The organism is Natrialba sp. SSL1 (assembly GCF_001861355.1).
In the GTDB taxonomy this organism is placed as follows: Archaea; Halobacteriota; Halobacteria; order Halobacteriales; family Natrialbaceae; genus Natrialba.
Map to the genome: position 1 here is coordinate 1 of NZ_MASN01000019.1, position 20864 is coordinate 20864.

Consider the following 20864-nt stretch of genomic DNA (forward strand, 5'->3'; position numbering starts at 1 on the left):
GGGTCCACGTTCGGTGACCAGCCACGATCGTGAACCGATCGGGCGTCACCGAACTACCAAGGCTAACATCAGATCCCATCTGTACGGCGGACCGCAGGGGTAGGATCCTCATTTCCTTCGGACGTATTCGTAGTCCGCCTGGGGTACTTAACCCCTTCGGACCAGAACCGTCCGACGACGAAGCGAATGAACACTTCGCCAGTCACGCGTTCTTTGCAATCGTATCCGAACCCCCGTATGTACTTAAGGGCAACGGATCGATTCCGTCCCGGAAGTCACAGCCGGAACGGGATTTGCGTAGTAATGGATACGCCCCGTGTGTATATAAGGACGTTGTTCCATGGCGTCGAAGACGCCACCTACGCTCGATCCAGTTGCCCCAAGCGACCTGACTTCAGAGAAGCCAGATAACTGGGAGATGGATACAGTGCCTACCTCCGTGCCGGAAACCGGCCAGAGGGAACGTGGCGGCGTGCGCCACGTCGTTCGCATTAATGACGAGGAGAGGGTGCATACATAAGGCCGTCGAACGAGACGCTCATCGGAATCCAGTACCATGAGAGGAGGTTCCACCTGTGAGTGAATTGCCGTGTACGTGAGAACTAGCCGAGCTGGCGGGTAGAACGGTTTTGAACGAGAGGATACTGACATCGCTCAGCGTTCGCTAGCGAGTAAGCAAATCACAGCAATTGGAGATCCGGTGAGACTCGACGAGGTAACACGACTCACTCGCTGATCGTGGCAGTCGCACAGACAAGTTGTCACGCGGGCGGAGGTCGGCCAGTCATCCCGTCCTTGCAGACACGGTCGAACCGAATGATACCCGCGTGCATCTGGGTGGGTTATGCGTGTGTAAGAAACTTACTTCTGGGAACGAACCGGCGAGAGCGAGTGCTCGCGCAGTTCGCCGGCGATGCACCGATGCGAATATACCCGAGGCGTTACAAGTGAGTGATGAATGGTCCGGGACCCGATCGGTTCGGAGTCAACACCGTCTGCAGCAGAGATCTGTGCTGCACTCGACGACCCTGACTGCCGTGAGATCATCCGGAATCTCGAGGAACCCATGACGGCTTCTGAACTTACTAACCGGTGTGAAATACCCCAGTCGACGCTGTATCGGAAACTCGAGTTGCTGACTGACTCGACGCTACTCGAGGAGACCACCGAGATTCGTCGTGACGGACACCACGCGAGCAAGTACGCCGTCGCGTTCGACGAGATTTCGATCGGGCTGGATGAGGACCGATCGTTGGCGGTGCAAATCGATCGACCGGCTCGGACGGCGGACGAACGGCTTGCAGAACTCTGGTCCGAGGTGCGAAAGGAAACATGAGCCCATACGCTTCCGGTGCATCGGAGATCGCGCTCGCACTCGCGGTTGTGAAGACGCTCGTCCTGATCGTGGGTGGAATCATCACGTATTTCGCGTTCAAAGCCTACCGACGGACGAGACAACGTGCGCTTGGCTATCTAACACTCGGGTTTGGCCTGGTTACGCTTGGGTTCTTCCTGGCAGGGATGCTCTACGAACTGCTGAACGTTCACCTGTCGACGGGGATCTTGCTCGAGAGTCTGCTGGTGCTCGCAGGGTTTCTCGTGATCGCGTATTCGCTGTACGTACAGTAGTTGCCGTCTTCTCTTTCAGTTTCGCTACGCTAGACAAGGAAAACGGCTGATGTCGGTCAGCCCTCGTATCCTGCGTCGTCCATAATCTCGCCGAACTCGTCGGACTCCATTGCCGACTCGTAGACGATCGCCGTCGCCATCCCACCGGGGTAGCGACCTTCGGTCGTCACGTGGTGGACTTTGTGGCAGTGTGCCGGATAGATGCCCGGTTCGGCGTCGGCCGTGAACTCGAGTGTGTATCGTTCTGCAGGGGCGATGTTGAGCACGTCCTGTTCGTACCGCGCCGCGTCGGGGATCGGTGAGCCATCTTTCTCGATGACCTCGAAACGGTGGCCGTGAGTGTGGAACGGGTGGGATTCGTAGCCGTTGTTGGCGATGTGAAGGTGGACGGTGTCGCCTTCAGAGACGATGAGCGGGGTCCCCAGTTCGGGGTGGAACGTAGTGGGGGCGCTGCGGCCGTTGAGGGTGTAGGCGTCCGAGGAGCGCTCGACGGGGTCGTAGTCGGCGTCGCCGCCTGCTTCGCGATCGTGGAGACGCGTGTCCCAGTCACGGAGCGTGAAGAAGTACTCCTGGTCCGGTGGGACGTAGTCCTCCGGGTCGACGCGAAGGATGCCGTACATCCCCATGTCGAGGTGGTTGTGCGTCTGGTAGTGACAGTGGTAGACGTGTGTTCCCGGCACGTCGGCCTCGAGGGTGTAGGTGTGGCTCTCACCGGCGTTGACCTGATCGCGGTTCGTAACCGGAGCACCGTCGTCTTCCCAGGACTTGCTAACGGCGTGGACGTGGACCGTGTGGGGTCGGTTGTGTTCGGTGTTGTCGTAGGTGAGTTCGAAGGTATCGCCTTCGGTCATCCGATACATAGGGCCGGGAACGGAGGGGGCGAGGTCGTCGGCCTGCCAGGCCCATACCTCGGGGAGCTCGACCGGACCGCCGCTCCCGTCCTCGGTGACGAGTGCGTGGCGTGCGGGGACGGTGCGAAGCGTCGATTCGTACCCCTGCTCGGCGATGTCGACGATCTGTGGTGGTTCTGTATACTGGTAATCCGTGAGTGGTGTGTCTACGTCCGTCTCTTCGGAGCCGTCGCCGTCACCATCGTCTGCGTCCGGATCCCCCACAGACGCAGGTTCGTCGTCGGAAAAGACAGAGAGACAGCCAGCGAGTGCGCCCACTGCGCCGACCCCGGCAGTCGAGAGAACCGTTCGTCGCCGCAGCGTGGAAGGACCATTGGATGCAGTCATAGTACAGTTGCACGTTGGGAGGGCAACCTAAAGGAGAGTGCAGGGAGTTCCCACCGAATGGGAAGCCAACGGACCGATTCGTACAAAATCTGGACAGTCTCCCGGACGAACTACGGTTTCCCTGCCGACGACAGCAGTGGAAACTGGCCGCTAACAGATGGGACCCAACACGGCACGCATCAGTTCCTCTCGAGTACTCCGTCGAGTGCACGTATGGGTGGGGAGAAAGGGTGTGCGTGGGCCCGTCCGAGATTGTACAGCGGTGTGACGATGCAGCGGTGCAGCGGTGCAGTGGTGCAGCAATTCAGCGGTTCACCACTGTAACGGTGCAGCAATTCAACGATGCAGCGATTCAGCGATTCAGCGATTCAGCGATTCAACGTATGAATCGCGTGTCCAAGCGCGTTCTCTGCGGCCTCCATTACCGATTCGGAGAGCGTCGGATGCGCGTGGATCGTCGAGGCGACGTCCTCGAGTGTCGCGCCGAGTTCGATCGCGAGGCCGAGTTCGCCGACGAGTTCGGACGCCTCGGGGCCGACGATGCTGGCACCGAGAACGTAGCCCTCGTCTTCTTCAGCAACAATCTTGACGAACCCGTCGCTCTCGCCGGTGGTCAGCGCGCGACCGCTGGCGCGGAAAGGGAACTTCCCGACCACGGTGTCGAAACCGGCATCCTCGGCGTCGGTCTCGGACATCCCGACGGTCGCGATTTCGGGGTCGGTGAAGACCACTGCGGGCATCGCCTGGTAGTCGATAGCCGACGGCTCGCCGGCGATGACTTCGGCGGCAACTTCGCCCTCCATACTGCCCTTGTGGGCGAGCATCGGCTCGCCGGCTACGTCCCCGACGGCGAAGATGTGGTCGACGTTCGTGCGTGCGCGCGAATCGGTTTCGATGAAGCCCTTGTCGTTGGTCTCGACGCCGGCCTCGCCGAGATCGAGCGTATCCGAAACTGGCTGGCGACCGACGGCGACGAGGACTTTCTCGGCGTCGAGGTCGAGCGTGTCCGCTTCCTCGGTCTCCTCTGCTGCGGCCCCGCCGTCTGCGGCGACCTCCGCTGCGGGCTCTGCCACGACGCGAACGCCGTCGGCGTCCTCGCGCTCGTGCCACTCCGCGGCCGTGTAGCCGAACTCGAACTCGATGCCGAGATCCTTCGCGTGCTGCTTGACCGGACGCTTGAGGTCGTCGTCGTAGCCTGGCAAGATCTCGTCGAGCATCTCGACGACCGTCACATCGGTTCCGAGTTTGGCGAAGACGCTCGCGAGTTCCATCCCGATGTAGCCAGCACCGACGACGACCAGCGAGTCAGGGACGGAGTCGAGCGAGAGCGCCTGCCGCGAGTTCAGGACTGGTTCGTCGCCGTAGGAGAAGTTCGGAATCTCGATCGGGCGCGAGCCAGTCGCGACGATTGCGTGTTCAAACTCGAGTGTCTCCGAGCCCTGGCCCTCGCCGTCGTGGGAGATGCGGACGGTGTTTTCGTCGGCGAACGTCGCCGTGCCCTCCATGAGGTTGACGCCGTTTGCCTTGCAGAGCTTCTCGACGCCGCCGGTAAGCTGGTCGACGACGTCGTCTTTCCAGCTGACCATGCCCGCGAGGTCGATTGCGGGGTCGGCGTGGATCCCCATCTCTTCGGCGTTGCGGGCGTCGTGGGCGACGTCGGTCGCCGTGATCAGTGCTTTCGATGGGATACAGCCGTGGTTCAGGCAGGTACCGCCGTAGGCCTCCTTCTCGACGAGCGTGACGTCGAGGTCGAGCTGACCGGCCCGGATCGCGGCGACGTAGCCAGCGGGACCCGCGCCGATCACGAGGACATCGGTGCCGGTGGTGACGTCTCCGACGACCATTAGTTGCGTCCTCCGTGCTGGGCCAGGGTTGCGGTGATCGTAGTCGGTGCCGAACGGAACCGCACGTGCGTCGTGTGTGTGCTCATGTACATGCGTATGCTGGTGCGTATGGTGGGTAGCGTCTAACGTTTAGGGGTCGCGGGCGAAGTGAGGGGGTGGGAGAGCGGTGGGTGGAGAGTCAGTTACTCGAGTAACAGCAGTTCTGGATTCTCGAGGTACTCCATCACCGTGTTCGTAAACTGTGCGCCGACAGCGCCGTCGATCAGTCGGTGGTCGAACGACAGAGAGAGCGTCATCACGGATCGTGGTTCGATCGACTCTGCGCCGTTCTCGTCGGTGACGACGCGCGGTTTGCGCTTGATCTCGCCGACGGCGAGGATGCCCGATTCGGGGTAGTTCAGGATCGGGGTTGCGTACTCACCGCCGATGCCGCCGATGTTCGTGATCGTGAACGTCGAGCCCCGAAGTTCGTCCGGGCTGATCGAGCGCTCGCGGGCGCGCTGGACGAGTTCGTTCATCTCCGAGGAGAGCTGGAGCATGCCCTTTCCGTCGGCGTTGTCGACGACTGGGACCATCAGGCCCACGTCGGTCGCCGCTGCGACGCCGATGTTGTAGTAGTTGCGGTGAACGATCTCCTCGTTCGCCTCGTCGATGACCGCGTTCATCTCGGGGTACTCCTGCAGCGCCGCAACGACGGCCTTCATGATGAACGGCATGTACGTCAGGCGAATGCCCTGCTCTTCGGCGTGTGGTTTGAGCCGCTCGCGAGCGTCGACGAGTTCCGTGACGTCGACCTCGTCGTGGTGGGTGACGTGTGGCGCCGAGAACTTCGACTCGACCATCGCGTCGGCGATCGTCTTGCGGACGCCGCGGAACGGTTCGCGGCGTTCGCGCTCGCCCTCGGCGAAGGCCTCGCCGGCCTCGATGGCTGCCGCATCGGCTTCCTGGGCCTGCTGCTGGGCTTCGGCGTACTCCCGGACTGCCTCGGGCGTGACGAACGCCTCGCCGTCGCGCTCCTCGGTGGCGGGGACGGCGTCGAGGTCGACACCCTCCTCCTCGGCGATGCGCCGCGTTGCGGGTGCGGCGAGTGTGCGGTCGCGGTCGGCAGACTCGATCTGGGCCGGGGCCTGCGTCTGTGTCTGTCCCTGGGTTCCCCCAGCCTGACCAGTCGACCCACCCGCCGTGGACTCGTCGGTACTCGAGTCGGCTGCTGCAGCCGTGGTCGACTCGTTCGTGGTGGTACCAGAATCAGTCTCACCGCTCCCGGCCTGTGCCTGTGCGTCGGCCGCTGGCGCGGTGCCCGCCGCAGCCTGGACGTCTGCGGCCGTGATCCGGCCGCCGGGGCCGCTGCCCTGGACCTGCGAGAGGTCGATCCCCTCCTCGCGGGCCAGCCGTCGCACGCGTGGGGGCGCGAAGATTCGATCGTCTGGCGTCTCCGCGGGTTCGGTGTCATCGCCAGCGCCCGTTGCGCCGGGGTCGCCGGCGGGACCGGCGTCGGCGTCTGCGTCTGCTGTGGCGTCGGCGTCTGCCTCGGCCTCACCAGCGCCTGCGTCCGCTTCCGCTGTGTCTTCCTCGCCCTCCACGTCGAACGTGACGAACACGTCCCCGACGGGGATCACGTCGCCTTCCTCGAAGTGGAGTTCGCGGACGCTGCCGTTGACCGGGGCGGGGACCTCGACGAGCGCCTTGTCCGTCTCGACCTCCGCGACCGGCTGATCTTCGCTGACCTCGTCGCCCGGTTCGACGAACCAGGTGACGAGTTCTCCCTCTGCAACACCTTCGCCGACGTCTGGCAGCTCGAATTCCCGGACCATGTTAGAACCCCATTGCGTCGCGGATGCCCGATTCGATGCGTTCGGCCTCGGGCAGGTAGTAGTCTTCGAGCGCGTACAGTGGGAACGGCGTATCGAAGCCGGTGATGCGCTCGACCGGTGCCTCCTGGTAGAGCAGTGCTTCCTCCTGAATCGTCGCAGCGATCTCTGCGCCGAGGCCACCCGTCTGCGGAGCCTCGTGGACGACCGCTGCACGGCCGGTCTTCTTGAACGACTCGACGATCGTGTCCTCGTCGAGCGGCGACAGCGTCCGGAGGTCGACGACTTCGACGTCGATCTCGCCTGCCAGGTTCTCGGCGGCCTCGATCGTCGGTCGGGTCATCGCACCCCACGTGAAGACGGAGATATCCGATCCGTCGCGGCGGACGACGGCCTCGTCGAGTGGCACCTCGTACGATTCTGCGGGTACTTCCTCACGGAACGCCCGGTAGATGAGCTTCGGTTCGAGGAAGAGCACCGGATCCGGCGAGCGGATCGCGCTCGTCAGCAGCCCCTTCGTGTCGTACGGCGTCGAGGGAACGACAACCTTGAGTCCGGGCTGGTGGGCGAACATCGCCTCCGAGGACTCGGAGTGGTGTTCGGGCGCGCGGATACCGCCACCGTAGGGTGCACGGATGACCAGCGGGCACGTGAATCTGCCGCGCGAGCGCGTCCGCAGTCGTGCTGCATGTGAAACGATCTGGTCGAAACCGGGGTAGATGAACCCGAGGAACTGCATTTCGGGAACTGGGCGCATCCCGTAGGCAGCCATCCCGATCGCGGTGCCGATGATACCCGACTCCGCGAGCGGCGTGTCGATGACGCGATTGTCGCCGAACTCCTCGTACAGTCCTTCGGTGGCGCGGAAGACGCCGCCGTTCTTGCCGACGTCCTCGCCCATGACGACGACGTCCTCGTCGCGTTCCATCTCGCTGTGGAGTCCGTCTCGGACCGCCTGTACCAGCGTCAGGTTGTCAGTTTCGGTGTCAGTGTCAGTGTGAGATTCTGCAGCCATAGATTATCCCTCCAGCAGCGCGTCGTCGCCGTGTTCCTCGCGAATCGATTCGAACCACTCGAGTTGCTCCTGTAATCGCTTGGGCATACCCTCGTAGACGTGGGCGAAGATCTCGGCGGGGTCAGGTCGTTCGACCGCCTCTGCGGCCTCGATGGCGTCTGCAACGTCGGTTTCGATGCGCGACTCGATGGTGTCGACGCGCTCGTCGTCAAGCATGCCGTGGTTGCGCATGTACGTCTCGAGGCGCGGGATCGGGTCCTTCTGCTTCCAGTGTTCGACTTCCTCGTCGTCGCGGTAGACGGACGGGTCGTCGGCGGTGGTGTGGGCACCGAAGCGGTACTGAACGGCCTCGATCAGCGTCGGACGGAGTTCGTCCTCGCCGGGGTTCTTCGCTTTCTCGACGGCGTCGCGGGTGACCTTGTAGACGGCGAGTGGGTCCATGCCGTCGACCTGGACGCCCTCGAAGCCGTAGGCGGTCGCCTTCTGGGCGAGCGTCGCGCTCGCGGTCTGACGTTCGCGCGGGACCGAGATGGCCCACTGGTTGTTGTTACAGAAGAAGATGTTCGGCGTATCGAAGACACCGGCGAAGTTGAGCCCCTCGTGGAAGTCGCCCTCCGAGGTCGCGCCGTCGCCGAAGTAGCAGATGAACGCCTTCTCCTCGTCTTTCAGCTTCGAGGCCCAGGCAGCCCCCGTCGCGTGGGGGATCTGCGTTGCGATCGGGACGGCCACGGTGAAGATGTTCGCGTCTTCCGGAATCTCGTTGCCCTGCTCGTGGCCCATCCAGTACAGCAGGGTGCGTTTGAGCGAGAGCCCACGAACCAGCCCGGCACCGTGTTCGCGGTAGCTTGGGAACAGCCAGTCGTCCGTCTCGAGTGCGTGTGCACTTGCGACCTGTGCGCCCTCCTGGCCCGACAGCGGCGGATACGTTCCCATCCGACCCTGTCGCTGGAGGCTCACGGCGCGCTCGTCGAAGTGACGAACCAGCCGCATCTGCTCGTACATCTCGAGCAGTTTGTCCTCGGCGATATCCGGCACCTCGACGCCCTCACGGACGCGGCCGGCGTCGTCGAGGATCTGTACTCGTTCTCGGGGGTCGCGCTGTATCGTGCTCACGGAGAGTCCCACCTGCGCATACTCTAACGAATTATCGCTTGTGTTAAAGGATTTTCGTAAATAGTTTACTATCAGAGGAATTCTTGCGAGACAGACCGTGGGACACAGTACGAGTATGGACTAAATAATTCAAACGTTCACCAAGACACCTCGTTTTGTAATAGTTCCAGAAATGGCGCATCGGGTGCTGTGAACAGTGAACGGTTGGGCAGCTACTCACCGACCGGCGGGACAGGAAACCAGTAATGGACCGAGAAAAACAGCTCGTACTCGAGTAGGGACTGCGTTATTCGGATCGAGACGGGCAGCGAGAGACTAGATAGTGCCCAGCGGTGCTGGGTATGTCTGGACTCACTCCGAGACGGAGACCGGTGCATCTGCACGGCGAGCGCGCTGTCGTGCTTCGTCCACACTGGTTCCTTCCCGGAGGACGGCGTCGACGAATAGCTCGCCGGCTTTGTACGAGGAGCGGACCATCGGCCCGCTCGCACAGTAGAGGAAGTTCAGTTCGTCTTCGGCGACCTGTCGCCAGGTCTCGTACTTGTGTGGATGGTCGTAGCGCTGGACGTCGAGGTGGCTGCGCGAGGGCTGGAGGTACTGCCCGAGCGTGACGATATCGACGCCGTGCTCGCGACAGTCGGCGAGCGTCTGGTAGACTTCGTGGTCGTACTCGCCGTGGCCGAGCATGATCGAGGTCTTGGTGTAGATGTCGGATTCGCGCTCGACCTGCTCGAGCACCGAGAGCGACTGTTCGTAGCTCGCGCGACGGTCACGAACGGGGAACTGGAGGCGCTCGACGGTTTCGACGTTGTGTGCGATCACGTCCGGGTCGGCATCGATGATCTTGCGGACGAGCTCGGGTTCGCCCTGGAAGTCCGGAATAAGGACCTCGACGAGGATACCCGGATGGCGATCCTTGATCTCGCGAATCGTCTCGGCGAAGTGGCCCGCACCCTGATCCGGCAGGTCGTCACGGTCGACGGATGTAAGCACGACGTAGTCGAGGCCGATCTCGGCGACGGCGTCGGCGACGTTGGCCGGTTCGTCGGGATCGAGTGGCTCCATGCCGCCCGTGGTTACGTCACAGAAGTTACACGCACGGGAGCACCGATCGCCCATGAGCATGAACGTCGCTGTGCCACCGTCGCCCTCGCCAGTGCCGGCTCCGCCGGACCAACACTCGCCGAGGTTCGGACAGTTGGCCTCCTCGCAGACGGTGTGGAGATTCCGCTCGCGGAGTGTCTCCCGGATATCGGTGAACTCCCGACCTGATGGCGGTCGCATCTTGAGCCAGTCGGGCTTCCGAGCGCTGCTCATACCCGGACCGAAGCGGGCAGATGGGAAAAATGGTGGTGGTCGGCTGTGCCAGCGGTGGCGTCCGTCAGTAGCCACCGCGTCCCGTACTATCTAATAGCAATGTTTATTTCCCCAACCAATCACCGTGGGAACGAGATGCTCGATCTCGACCGAACGGAGATCACAACGGGGCCGATTCCCAGGGTGCTCGCACTGCTTGCGGCACCGCTGCTCGTTCAAAACCTCGTACAGGTGCTCCAGCAGGTCGTCGACACCCTCTGGCTTGGCCGACACAGCCTCGAAGCGGTCGCCGCAGTCGGCCTCACGTTTCCACTCACCGGCCTCCTCGCCGCCGTCTCGATCGGTGCCGGCGTCGGCACACAGGTCCTCGTCTCACAGCGCGTCGGCGCGGACGGCGACTGGCGTGCACGACGCGGCGCAGCAAACGGTATCGTCGTTGGCTTCGCCGCTGGTGGCCTCGCTGGTCTCATCGTCGCCTACTTCGCCGCCGACATCGTCTCGCTGTTCGGTGCGAGCGACCTCGTGACCCAGTACGCCGCGTCCTACCTCGCCGTCAGCGCGCTCCTCTTTCCCGCCCTGAGCACGAGCGAGGCACTCGAGTCGGGTTTCATCGGCTGGGGAGATACGCGCGCAGCGCTGTACATCAACGTCGTCGCAGTCGCCGTGAACATCGTCCTCGACCCGTTCCTCATCTTCGGCTGGTGGCTGTTCCCCGAACTGGGCGTCACCGGCGCGGCGCTCGCGACCGGTATTGGCTACGCAATCGGCTTCGCGTTCGGCCTCGCACTGGCGTTGCGCGGCCGGAGCGGGTTCGTCCTGTCGCGAGACGTTCTCACGTTCTCCCGGGCGGACTGTCGCGAGATTATCGACATCGGCTGGCCAACGGCTGGACAGTACGTCTCGAGCCAGTCTGCCCGCGTCGGGATGGTCTGGCTCGTCGCGCTCGTCGGCGGGGATCCGGGACTCGCCGCGTACACGATCGGGGCGCGAGTCGCAGCAATTGCGTTCGTGCCGGCGATTGGGCTCCAACAGGCCGCACAGAGTATGATCGGACAGAACCTTGGGGCAGACCTTCCTGAGCGGGCGCGGCGGACGACGTGGACCGGCGTGGTCATGGCGAGCGTCGGACTCACGGTCGTCGGCGTGGTCCAGTGGCTGATTCCGGAAACGCTGTCGGTGCTGTTCGTTCCAGACGCAACGCCGACGGAGGTGGCAGTCGCCGCGGACTACCTGCGGATTCTCGCGTACAGCTACTGGGCGATCGGTGCGACGTATCTCCTGCAAGCCGGGTTCAACGGCGCGCGGCGCACGCGGACGAGTCTGGTCGCGACCTTGCTCCAGTACTGGATCGTCCGCATCCCGGTTGCGCTCGCCGCGGCGTACCTTCTGGAGATGGGAGTCAACGGTGTCTTCTGGGGCGTAACCATCTCGAACATCGTCGCCGCGCTCGGACTAGGCGTCTACTACTGGTACGAGACGGCGACCGGGATGAACACGCGGGCGGTCGACGTCGCCCAGTCAGAAGCCGCCGATTAACCCGAGATAGGCCGCGAGACACGAGAATACTCCGCGATAACTTTACGGAGCCGAACGAAGTAGACGTGAGTATGACTCCGTCGACGTTGGACTGGCTTCACCTCTCGGACGACGAACGAGTCGTCTGGGAGAGTCGACCGCATCCGATCACGATGGGGGCCAGGATGCCGATTGCAGTCGGACTGGTACTCGTCGGCTTCATCCTCGTCGCGTGGAGCGCATCCGGCGGCGTAGATGCGTTCACCTACGTTGGCATCGCACTGTCGCTCGGCGGTGCGATCGTCGCGCTCATCCAGTACGTCTTCTGGCGGAACACCCACTACGTGATCACGTCGGCGGAACTGTACAAGAAACACGGCGTCGTCTCGCGAGACGTGACCCAGTTCCGCCTCGACCGCGTCCAGAACGCGAGCCTCCAGCAGACGGTCGTCGGCCGCGTACTGGGCTACGGGACGCTGACTGTCTACACGGCCGGCTCCGGCGACCCCGAACTGACGTTCGAGCGCGTTCCACAGCCACAACGGGCGTCGGGAGTGCTCAGCGACGAGCTAGGCGAGATCGCACACAGCGGTTCGCCCGTCTGAAATCGACTTTTGGCGTTGGCTCACAGAGAAAAACGACCGGGAAATCACAGTGAGGACTCGAGTGTCACGCGAGAGTCCCCGGCGCACGCTCGCCCCAGCACTACCGAAGACTCACCTGGAGAGTGGCGAAGAACCAGAGGGGCCGACGTGCATGCCGGTCGGCAACCCGGATTTAACAGGTTGCTAAGGCCGTATTGGAAAGCCTGAATCACAAAATATATTATACGAACTCGGTTGGGGAGCCAATGCGATGGCCCAACAGTCACTGGCGACACCAGCGGAGTCGGTATCGCGCGGAGCGAGTATTGCAGCGAGCGCCGGACTCGGTGTCCTGGCCGCTATCGTCGGATATCTGATCACCTATGTGATGGTGGTCGACCAGGTCCGCGAGGGCTTTGGCGACTACGTCGCCGAGTGGACCGGTGTGGCCTGGTACTACTACAACGCCCACCTGGTCGATGTCGAAGCGAGCGGTGGAATCGGTGGCTTCAGCGGCACCGATACCGTCGACTTCATCGCCCAGACTGACGCCACGAACGCGACGGCGCTGTACGTCGTCCCGCCGCTCGTGCTCTTCGCGTTCGGCGCGGTGCTTGCGTACCAGCTCGACGCCCGTAACCTCGGCGAGGCGGTTATCGTCGGCGCACCGGTGACGATTGGCTACGCCATCATCATGGCTCTCGGAGCCGTCGTCGCCGAATCGAGCGCCGAGGCTACGTTCCTCGGCATCGAAGCGACTGGCACGATGTCGCCAGAACTCGTGCCGGCGATCATCCTCGGCGGGATCATCTACCCCGTCGTCTTCGCGACGGCCGGTGCAGTGGTCGCGGCACTACTCCGGGCCTGAGACGGTTTCGGAGCCACGATCCGACCACAACCGGTTACGAGACGGCAACCGGCCACGAACAACACCCAACCACGGACAAGCCACGAGAGGATCCGAAGGAAACGCCTTTCACCACCCGCTCCCCGTTTTCGCGTGATGGAGGTTGCCGAGGTTCTCCCCGAGTTCGCAGACGCCTTCGCGTTCGAGGAGTTCAACCGCATGCAACGCGAGGCTCTGCCCGCGTTACTCGAGCGCGAGGAAAACGTCGTCGCGAGCGCACCAACCGCGTCGGGCAAGACCGCCCTCGCCGAACTCGCGATCTGCAAGGCCCTGGCTGACGGCGGCACTGCACTGTTTATTGCGCCGCTACGGGCCCTGACGAACGAAAAGGAGGACGACTGGGATCGCTTCGAAGAACTCGGCTACACCGTCTACGTGGTCACCGGCGAGCGCGAGCTGAACTCGAGACGCGCCCGCCACGCGGACATTCTCGTGATGACCCCCGAGAAACTCGACTCGGCGACGCGTAAACACGATTCCCGTCGCTATGACTTCGTGACGGATATCGACGTCTGCGTGATCGACGAGGTTCACCTGCTGGATGCCGACCGCAGAGGCTCCGTCCTCGAGGTCACGATTTCGCGACTGCGCCGGCTCTGCGAGCCGCGCGTCGTTGCCCTCTCGGCGACGATGCCGAACGTCACCGACGTGGCGGCGTGGCTCGACGCACCCGACGAGACCACCTTTGAGTTCGGCGACGAGTACCGCCCGGTCGACCTGAACGCCGGCGTCAAGACCTACACCCACGGCGAGAACTCGTTCGCGGACAAGTACCGCCGACTCTACCGGGCACTCGACCTCGCCGAACCCCACCTCAACGAGGACGGACAGGCGCTCGTCTTCGTCTCCTCGCGCCAGGATACCGTCCGCGCGGCCGAGAAGGCCCGCGACGAGATCGCAGAGCGCGACATTCCGATGGGCGCGCGCGGCAACTACGATTTCCACACCGAATCGAAGGAACTCGAGAACGACACGCTCAGAAATTCGGTCCTCGACGGTGTCGCCTTCCACCACGCAGGGCTCTCGAAGAACGACCGCGATCTCGTCGAAGAGTGGTTCAAGGAGGGCATCGTCGAGTTGCTGTTCTCGACCTCGACGCTCGCTTGGGGGGTGAACCTCCCCGCCCGCTGCGTCGTGATCCGGGACACAAAACTGCACGACCCACTCGAGGGCGAGGTCGATATGAGCCCGCTCGACGTGCTCCAGATGCTCGGTCGCGCGGGCCGACCGGGGTACGACGACGTGGGCTACGGCTGGGTGGTCTGTGACGGGTCGGAGGCGGACAAGTACCGCCGCCTGCTGCGAGACGGCAAGGAGATCGAGTCCCGACTCGCCGAGAGCTTAGAGACCCACCTCAACGCCGAAATCGCAATGGGGACCATCACCGACCTGGACGACGTGATGGACTGGCTCGAGACGACCTTCTACTACGTCCGCGGCCAGTCTCGCCCGGAGGACTACGACTTCCCGAACCTCAGACAGCGCGTCCGAGACTGCCTCGAGAAACTCGTCGACCGCGGCTTCGTCGAAACCGGCGACGACCTCTCGATCGAGGCGACACCGCGGGGCGTGCTCGCCTCGAAGTACTACCTGCGACTCGAGACCGCGGCCGAGTTTGCCACCCTCTGTGATCGCGCCGAGGAAAGCGCGGGTGCACTCGAGATGGACGACATTCTGACGGCCGTCGCGACCGCTCAGGAGTTCGACTCCGTCTCGGCCCGCCAGGACGAACGAGACGCGATCGATGCGGTGCTCGTCGGCGCGGACACGGGCGATCTAGAAGCGGGCGAGCGAAAGGTGCTCGCCATCCTTCGCAGTGCCGCGAGCGGAACGACACCTGGCGCGTTACGCAGCGACGCCTGGGTGATCAAGCGAAACGCGACGCGACTCATCTCCGCACTCGGTGCGTTTCTCGACCGGTTCGTCGGGCCGCACGCAGCGAATCTCTCCCGCCGAACCGAGGCGCGCATCGAGAACGGCGTCGCGGAGGACGCGGTCGGCCTAACGGCCATCGACGGCGTGGCCGCGGGTCGTGCGAGTAAACTCGCGAAAGAAGGGCTTTCGACCCCCGGCGACGTTATCGACGCCGATATCGACGGCCTCGTGGCGGCCGGCCTCTCGGAGGGTATCGCCGAACGAGTTTACGAGGGGGCGCAGTCACTCCCCTCGGTCGAGTTCGACTGGGGCACCTTCCCCGACGCCATCGGCACCGGCGAGAACGAGGTCTGCGAGGTGACGATCCGAAACGTCGGCGAACCGGCACGGGCCGGCGTTCGAGTCACCGTCAACGGCGTCGAGATGACCAGCACCAGCACCTATCTCCGCGATGTCGAGACTGTCCCGGTGGGGGTGTTCGGCGCTGATGCAGCTGTACTCGAGTACACCGTGAGCGTTGCCTTCCCCGAAGAGCCGCTGGTTCCGGTGGAGGCGAGCCGTGTGGTCGATGTGCAGTAGGTGTCCTGAACGACGTGTTTTGATCTGTGAACGATGAATTACTGCTCCCGAGGGTGGAATCTGTCACGTGGTCCGCACCGCAGATCGCCGTCTGTTCGCGCTGTGTCTGATCGCTGCAGCCGCTGGTCTGCTCGGCTGACGGGCGTTCCTCCCGGAACTGAACGGTGGCGTGGTGCTCTTGCTTGCCATCGTCATTCTCTCGGTCCTGTTTTTCGTGGACGGATTCGTTCAGCACCACGCGTGAGAAGCGGATAGGTGGATAGAGCTGGGAAGACGGGAGCAATTGACGAGTAGCGTTTGGATCGGTCAGAGATGGCAACCAACCAGCGGGCAGTAACATACGCTGAAACAGTTGTTGGTCGAACAAGAGTACGATATATAGCAGATAGTAATGACGCTGGTCCGTCGTTCGCCGAGTATGGAAGAGTGGCGCCGCCGTTCGGTACTGGCGACTGGTGCAGCGCTGTCGATCGGAACCGGACTCGCTTCGATTGGGGCTGGAGCCGCCGAGGACGAGGGTGACACCGAGTCCGAGACCGAGGCTGAGGCCGAGGCCGAGAGTGACGTCGACGAGCTCCCGGATCCCAGTCGCGATCCGGGACCCAACGAAGACTGGCCGTCACACCGGGGTGATCCCGGGCACGCCAGACACATCGAAGATGGTCACGAGTTCGAGGGGGAGGGGCTCGAAGCCGTGTGGTCCGTCGACGGGGCGGGCACGAGTTTCGTCGCTATCGCCGACGAGACGGTCTATCTCTCGACGGAGGATGGCGTCTTCGCTCTCGATGAGACAGATGGCTCCGTCGTCTGGGAGAACACGGATATCGACGCGGATACGCCGTCGGTCGACGGTGAGGCGGTCTACCTGAGTGGTGACGAGGTCGTCGCGCTCGAGAGTGCCGACGGAAGCGTTCGCTGGAAGACCGAATTCGAATCCGAGAAGGAAATCGTCTGGCAGACGGCCGCCTACGGCGGCGTCTATGTCGTCGTCGACGGCACGCTGTACGCGCTCGATACCGACGACGGCTCGGTTCGGTGGGAAAAGGAGTCGATCACCACCGCACCGCACGGTGACGAGGAGGACGAGGACGAGTACGAGTTCGTGACGGCACCCGCCGCGGCAAACGGCGTGATCTACAGCGTGACGGGTGCTGGTCCGATTGCGCTCGATCCAGAAACCGGTGACGAAGTCTGGCAGAAGGAGTCCCACGTCGGCACCCACGTCAGTACCACCTATGCGACATCGACAGGGGTCGCGTACGACGGCGGCTCCTACGAGGAGTGGCCGCTGTACGACGCCCAGACGGGCGAGTTTGCAACCATCGGACACGGAACTCGCGAAATCGCGTTCGGTGAGGAGATTTACGTCGGTGGCGGCACCGATCACGGCTACTCCGGCGGCTCGATTGGAGGTGATGAACACAGTTGGGGGCTCGATATGACGTACACCTACGGGCAAGCCGTCATCAGCGGCGACACCGCGTACGCCTATTTCTATCTCGACGGACACAATTACGGAGAGCGAGAGTACGACGAGGAACTCGTCGCCCTGAACAAGTACGACGGCTCTGAGAAGTGGACCATCAGCGTCGAGGACGCACCGGTCGGACCCATTCGTGCGATCAGCGGCGAGACATTCTACGTCGAGCACAACGGCGACCTCGTGGCGCTTCGCGAACCGACCGACGAGGATGACCAGTCAGAGGACGGTGAAGATGGTTCGGAGGACGACCAGGCAACCGACGGTGACGGCGACGGAGACAGCGACGGTAACGGCGATGACGAAGATGATGGCAGTAACGACGACAGAGAGGAAGAGGAAAACGAAGACGAAGACAGAGATGAAGACGGTAACGCAGACGGGGACGGAGACGAAGATAAAGACGGCAACACAGACGGTGACAGCGACGATACGCAATCCGATGGTGACGACGAGACCGAAGAAGACAGCGGCGACAAAGACGACGGAGACGGAGCCGACGACGGCGACGATGGAGGCGACAATGACACGTCAACCGTCGACACTGACGACGATGACACCGGTATCGACGGCACACCCGGCTTTACGACCGGCGCTGGAGTGCTCAGCGGCGCACTCGGACTCGAGTGGCTGCGCCGACGAGCCGGTCCAGACGGGCAAACCGATCGGGATCAGAATCCGCAGATCGATTCGAGCGAGCAAGGCGACTAACGGACCACCAGTAGGCACTCGTAGACGAGCGAGCCCGCGTTACTCGACGAGTTCGAGGATGACCTCCCGAACCTCGGTCGGCGAGTCAGCTACCCAGTCGGCGGGCGAGTAGTCGATGTCGCCGTGGGCGTCGATCCGGTAGGCGATGACGACCGTCTCAGCGCGATAGGCTGCTTCGATGCCGTTTTCCGAATCCTCGACGACAGCACACACCTCCGGTGAGACGCCGATCTCGTCCGCTGCGTACTCGAACACGTCCGGTTCTGGTTTGCTCGCCGCCTCGATATCGTCGGCGCTAATGATTTCCTCGAACGAGTCCTCGAGATCGAATCGATCGGTGACCCAGCCAATCCACTCGTGCGGAGAAGAGGAGACGATTGCCGTCTCGATACCTCGCTCCTCAAGTTCGGCGAGCAGGTCGTGCAGGCCGTCCAGAAGATCGACCCGCTCCGTGTACAGTTCCTCGGCTGCCTCGGTGAACCGGTCGATGTACGCCTCGCGCGAGATCGCCGTGCCGTACTCATCGTCGAGATAGTCGTAGATCTCGCGGTAGTTCATTCCGGTGACCTCGGCGACGTCGACGTCCTCGTCCGGGACCGCAGCGGGGAGGATTTCCTCGCGCTCGAACTCGACCCAGTAATCCTCGCTGTTGACGATGACGCCGTCCATATCGAACAGCACCGCCTCGGCGCGCTCGCCGTCCGCGATCAGTTCGTCGGTCTGTCCCGTCACGTCTGTCGCGTCATCCATATGCGTCAGGCTACCCGACGGTGCCGTATAGCCGTTTGGCCGGCGGAGGGATGGGAGAAAATGGACAAGAAGACAGGAGAGCAAGTCACGGCAAGGAAAGCAGACGAGAACGGTGACCGAACCGCTATCTGACCTAGCCGAAGACCTCACCGCGACGCTCGTGAATCATCTCCGCCGCTACCTCGTCCGCGATGGATTCATCGAACTCGCGTTCGAGCAACCACAGTCCGAGATCGATTCCCGACGTAACCCCACCCGCGGTGAGTACGTCGCCGTCGTCGACCACCCGCTCGTCCACTACGTTCGCGGCTGTCTCCTCGAGGTCGTCCACCGCAGCAGGGTGGGTCGTCGCGGGTCGGCCCTCGAGTAGGCCCGCCTCAGCAAGAATCATCGCACCGGTGCAGACTGAGGCGACCGTCGCGCCGTTCGTGTAGCACTCGTCGACTGCGGCCGGCAGTTCACCCTCGTCGACGACGAGTCGGACGCCGCCGGTCGAGGTCGTCCACCCGCCACCGGGGACGAGCAGGAGGTCGGGGTCGCCGAGCGTGCCGTCGGGTTCGACCCGCAGGTCGTGACTGGCGGTCACGAGGTCGGTTTCCTCGAGTGTCACGAGATTGGTGTCGATCGATGCGCCGGCTTGTGCGCCGTTCTCGAGTACCTCGTAGGGGCCGATCGCGTCGAGTTCGTCGAAGCCATCGAAGAGGACGATTTCAGCGGTAACGTCGACCATGTCAGAGTGGTCACGGCCACGGAAGAAACGTGTTTTGCCGGACGATGACGTGCTGTGGGTGCTGTCTCTTTCCCTGTTCCCTCCGTTCGTCACATCCTGCCGCCGTGGCTACGAGTCAACGCGTGTCGTGGCGATGTCTTCGAGTTCGTCGACGAGTGCGTCGCTCACTGCGGCGACGTACCAGTCAGTGCCACGCTCGACGCAAAGGCCGCTCTCACCGGCGAGAACTTCACCGAGTAACTGCTCCTCTTGGTCGGGACGGTAGCAGACGATCCCATCCAGTCGACCGCGAGCGAGGAGTCCCCAGTGAACCGTCGGACTCCAGCTTTCGAGCCGGCGTTTGCAGGTGGACTCGAGTGCTCGGTTGATCGACTCAGAGACGACGCGGTGATCGGGGTCTCGCTTGACATCGTGGCCGATGACGGAGACGATAGTTGCGGTCGACGGCTGGTGGTGCGTGGTTGTTTCCGACCCCGCCTCGGGTGCCTGCGTGGCTGTCACCGGACGCCCATTGTAGCGGACGCCGCCGCCACGTCGTGCGACATAGAGGTCGTCGAGCATCGGCACGTAGACCGCGCCGAGAACGGGGTCGCCGCTCTCGCAGACGGTGACGGCGCTCGCGAACGACGGGAGGCCGGATTCGAAGTTGTTCGTTCCGTCGAGGGGATCGACGATCCACTCGTATGGGCTGTGGTCGTCGCCCACACCTGCGTGCGTTCCGGACTCTTCGGCGGCAACGCGATGCGTTGGGAACTGTGACTGGATGACCTCGAGCATCCGTGTTTCCGACGTAGTGTCCGCACTCGATTTTACGTCGTGTTCGAGTCGGTCGGCCTCAGTGTCTTCGGTGCGGTAGGCCTCGCGAAGGTACGAGCCGCCGACCGTGCAGGCCTCGATAGCAGTCGATTCGATGCCGTCGAGCGACGTGTTCATACCGACGACAGCATCACCGATCATATTTCGATTGTGTTTTCCACCGACAGATCGTTCGCCGTAGGTATGGACGATCAGTGCAACCACCAGCGACGCGTCGCCGAGTTCATCGCCACACACGACCTCGAGACGCCACCCGAGTTCAGACTCCTCGATCTCACCTCCGAAATTGGGGAACTCGCGAAGGACGCGAACACGTCGACCGAGTACGGCTCGGAGCCAGCCGCACTCGAGATCGCCTCGGACGAGATCGGCGACGTGCTGTTCGCGCTGCTCGCGCTTGCAGAGTCGGTCGACGTCGACGCAGACGCGGCACTGAACGAAGCCCTCGCGAAGTACGAGGAGAGACTGGCAGCAGACGGTGTGGAGTCGCCTGGGTCGGAAACCGGCGAGGAGTGAGGGAGAGAGGTACAGGTACAGGTACAGGTTTAGATCAGATTCAGATTCAGGACCAGGTGCAGATTTGGCCGCCGATTCAGCACCGATCACATACTCACGGACCGAATACAGTCTATGGGCCGCGCTCAGAGGTTGCCCTCACCTGGACTCGGCATCGTCTCTTCTTTCTGGCCCGCTGTTCCCGATTCACCAGAGGACTCCGAAGCCGACTGGTCACGGTCGTGTTCGTTCCGACGGAGTGCAACGGCGAGGACGGCTACGGAGAAGACGACCAAGACAACCGACAGCGTTCCGACGCCGTTGACGACCACGAGTCCGAGTGCTGTGAGAAGGCCCACAGTGAAGAGCGCCCCGTGAAGTACCCCGCGCACGGTGGCGTGGGGCGTCCATGTTTAGTCCTGCACTGCTGACGCAACGGACTTTAATTCCTCTCG

18 protein-coding genes are annotated in these 20864 nt (G+C 63.1%); 8 read left to right on the forward strand and 10 right to left on the reverse strand.

Features of this window, described 5'->3' with window-relative positions; all coding sequences use genetic code 11:
* The first annotated feature begins 958 nt into the window (after positions 1–958).
* Together BBD46_RS06115 and BBD46_RS06120 are read left to right on the forward strand one after the other, a co-directional pair.
* The gene (locus BBD46_RS06115) at positions 959–1336 is read left to right on the forward strand and encodes a winged helix-turn-helix domain-containing protein (RefSeq protein WP_071400861.1); all 378 of its coding nucleotides are present in this window, start codon (positions 959–961) and stop codon (positions 1334–1336) included.
* Complete coding sequence (locus BBD46_RS06120) at positions 1333–1629, forward strand: DUF7521 family protein (RefSeq protein ID WP_071400862.1); 297 nt, start codon at positions 1333–1335, stop codon at positions 1627–1629. The genes BBD46_RS06115 and BBD46_RS06120 overlap by 4 nt, the downstream gene beginning before the upstream one ends.
* A gap of 56 nt (positions 1630–1685) precedes the next feature.
* Here the strand turns inward: BBD46_RS06120 and BBD46_RS06125 are convergent, their stop codons facing one another.
* The 6 genes from BBD46_RS06125 to lipA form a co-directional block, all read right to left on the reverse strand.
* Positions 1686–2867, reverse strand: a complete 1182-nt coding sequence (locus BBD46_RS06125; RefSeq protein WP_071400863.1) for a multicopper oxidase domain-containing protein — start codon at positions 2865–2867, stop codon at positions 1686–1688.
* 368 nt (positions 2868–3235) lie between these two features.
* Entirely contained in the window at positions 3236–4711 is a 1476-nt protein-coding gene (lpdA, locus tag BBD46_RS06130; protein ID WP_071400864.1) for a dihydrolipoyl dehydrogenase, read from the reverse strand.
* Between the two features lie 182 nt (positions 4712–4893).
* Positions 4894–6525 carry a dihydrolipoamide acetyltransferase family protein gene (locus BBD46_RS06135; RefSeq protein ID WP_071400865.1) on the reverse strand — a complete coding sequence of 544 codons (1632 nt, stop codon included), beginning with the start codon at positions 6523–6525 and terminating at the stop codon, positions 4894–4896.
* Between the two features lies 1 nt (position 6526).
* The gene (locus BBD46_RS06140) at positions 6527–7537 is read right to left on the reverse strand and encodes an alpha-ketoacid dehydrogenase subunit beta (protein ID WP_071400866.1); all 1011 of its coding nucleotides are present in this window, start codon (positions 7535–7537) and stop codon (positions 6527–6529) included.
* Positions 7538–7540: 3 nt separating this feature from the next.
* Complete coding sequence (gene pdhA / locus BBD46_RS06145; RefSeq protein ID WP_071400877.1) at positions 7541–8650, reverse strand: pyruvate dehydrogenase (acetyl-transferring) E1 component subunit alpha; 1110 nt, start codon at positions 8648–8650, stop codon at positions 7541–7543.
* A 351-nt stretch (positions 8651–9001) separates the two neighbouring features.
* Entirely contained in the window at positions 9002–9967 is a 966-nt protein-coding gene (lipA, locus tag BBD46_RS06150; protein ID WP_071400867.1) for a lipoyl synthase, read from the reverse strand.
* 135 nt (positions 9968–10102) lie between these two features.
* On the opposite strand from lipA, the gene BBD46_RS06155 reads away from it, so the two are divergent.
* The 5 genes from BBD46_RS06155 (at position 10103) to BBD46_RS06175 (ending at position 17618) form a co-directional block, all read left to right on the forward strand.
* Positions 10103–11503, forward strand: a complete 1401-nt coding sequence (locus BBD46_RS06155) for an MATE family efflux transporter (protein WP_071400868.1) — start codon at positions 10103–10105, stop codon at positions 11501–11503.
* Between the two features lie 71 nt (positions 11504–11574).
* Complete coding sequence (locus BBD46_RS06160) at positions 11575–12087, forward strand: PH domain-containing protein (protein WP_071400869.1); 513 nt, start codon at positions 11575–11577, stop codon at positions 12085–12087.
* A gap of 250 nt (positions 12088–12337) precedes the next feature.
* Positions 12338–12934, forward strand: coding sequence for a hypothetical protein (locus tag BBD46_RS06165; protein ID WP_071400870.1), 597 nt, complete (start codon positions 12338–12340; stop codon positions 12932–12934).
* Between the two features lie 135 nt (positions 12935–13069).
* Positions 13070–15427: a DEAD/DEAH box helicase gene (locus BBD46_RS06170; RefSeq protein ID WP_071400871.1), complete on the forward strand. Its 2358-nt coding sequence runs from the start codon at positions 13070–13072 to the stop codon at positions 15425–15427.
* 418 nt (positions 15428–15845) lie between these two features.
* The gene (locus tag BBD46_RS06175; RefSeq protein WP_071400872.1) at positions 15846–17618 is read left to right on the forward strand and encodes a PQQ-binding-like beta-propeller repeat protein; all 1773 of its coding nucleotides are present in this window, start codon (positions 15846–15848) and stop codon (positions 17616–17618) included.
* Positions 17619–17657: 39 nt separating this feature from the next.
* On the opposite strand, the gene BBD46_RS06180 is transcribed toward BBD46_RS06175, so the two are convergent.
* The 3 genes from BBD46_RS06180 to BBD46_RS06190 all read right to left on the reverse strand — a co-directional run bounded on the left by BBD46_RS06180 (position 17658) and on the right by BBD46_RS06190 (position 20031).
* Positions 17658–18368 (reverse strand): HAD family hydrolase, encoded by a 711-nt coding sequence (locus BBD46_RS06180; RefSeq protein WP_071400873.1) that lies wholly within the window; start codon positions 18366–18368, stop codon positions 17658–17660.
* Positions 18369–18501: 133 nt separating this feature from the next.
* Entirely contained in the window at positions 18502–19098 is a 597-nt protein-coding gene (locus tag BBD46_RS06185) for a DJ-1/PfpI family protein (protein ID WP_071400874.1), read from the reverse strand.
* A gap of 108 nt (positions 19099–19206) precedes the next feature.
* Positions 19207–20031 (reverse strand): inositol monophosphatase family protein, encoded by an 825-nt coding sequence (locus tag BBD46_RS06190; RefSeq protein WP_071400878.1) that lies wholly within the window; start codon positions 20029–20031, stop codon positions 19207–19209.
* A gap of 66 nt (positions 20032–20097) precedes the next feature.
* Between BBD46_RS06190 and BBD46_RS06195 the strand changes: the two genes are divergently transcribed.
* Positions 20098–20430, forward strand: a complete 333-nt coding sequence (locus BBD46_RS06195) for a MazG nucleotide pyrophosphohydrolase domain-containing protein (protein ID WP_071400875.1) — start codon at positions 20098–20100, stop codon at positions 20428–20430.
* Positions 20431–20555: 125 nt separating this feature from the next.
* Here the strand turns inward: BBD46_RS06195 and BBD46_RS06200 are convergent, their stop codons facing one another.
* On the reverse strand, positions 20556–20801 hold the full coding sequence (locus BBD46_RS06200; RefSeq protein WP_071400876.1) for a hypothetical protein: 246 nt from the start codon (positions 20799–20801) through the stop codon (positions 20556–20558).
* Positions 20802–20864 lie beyond the last annotated feature (63 nt).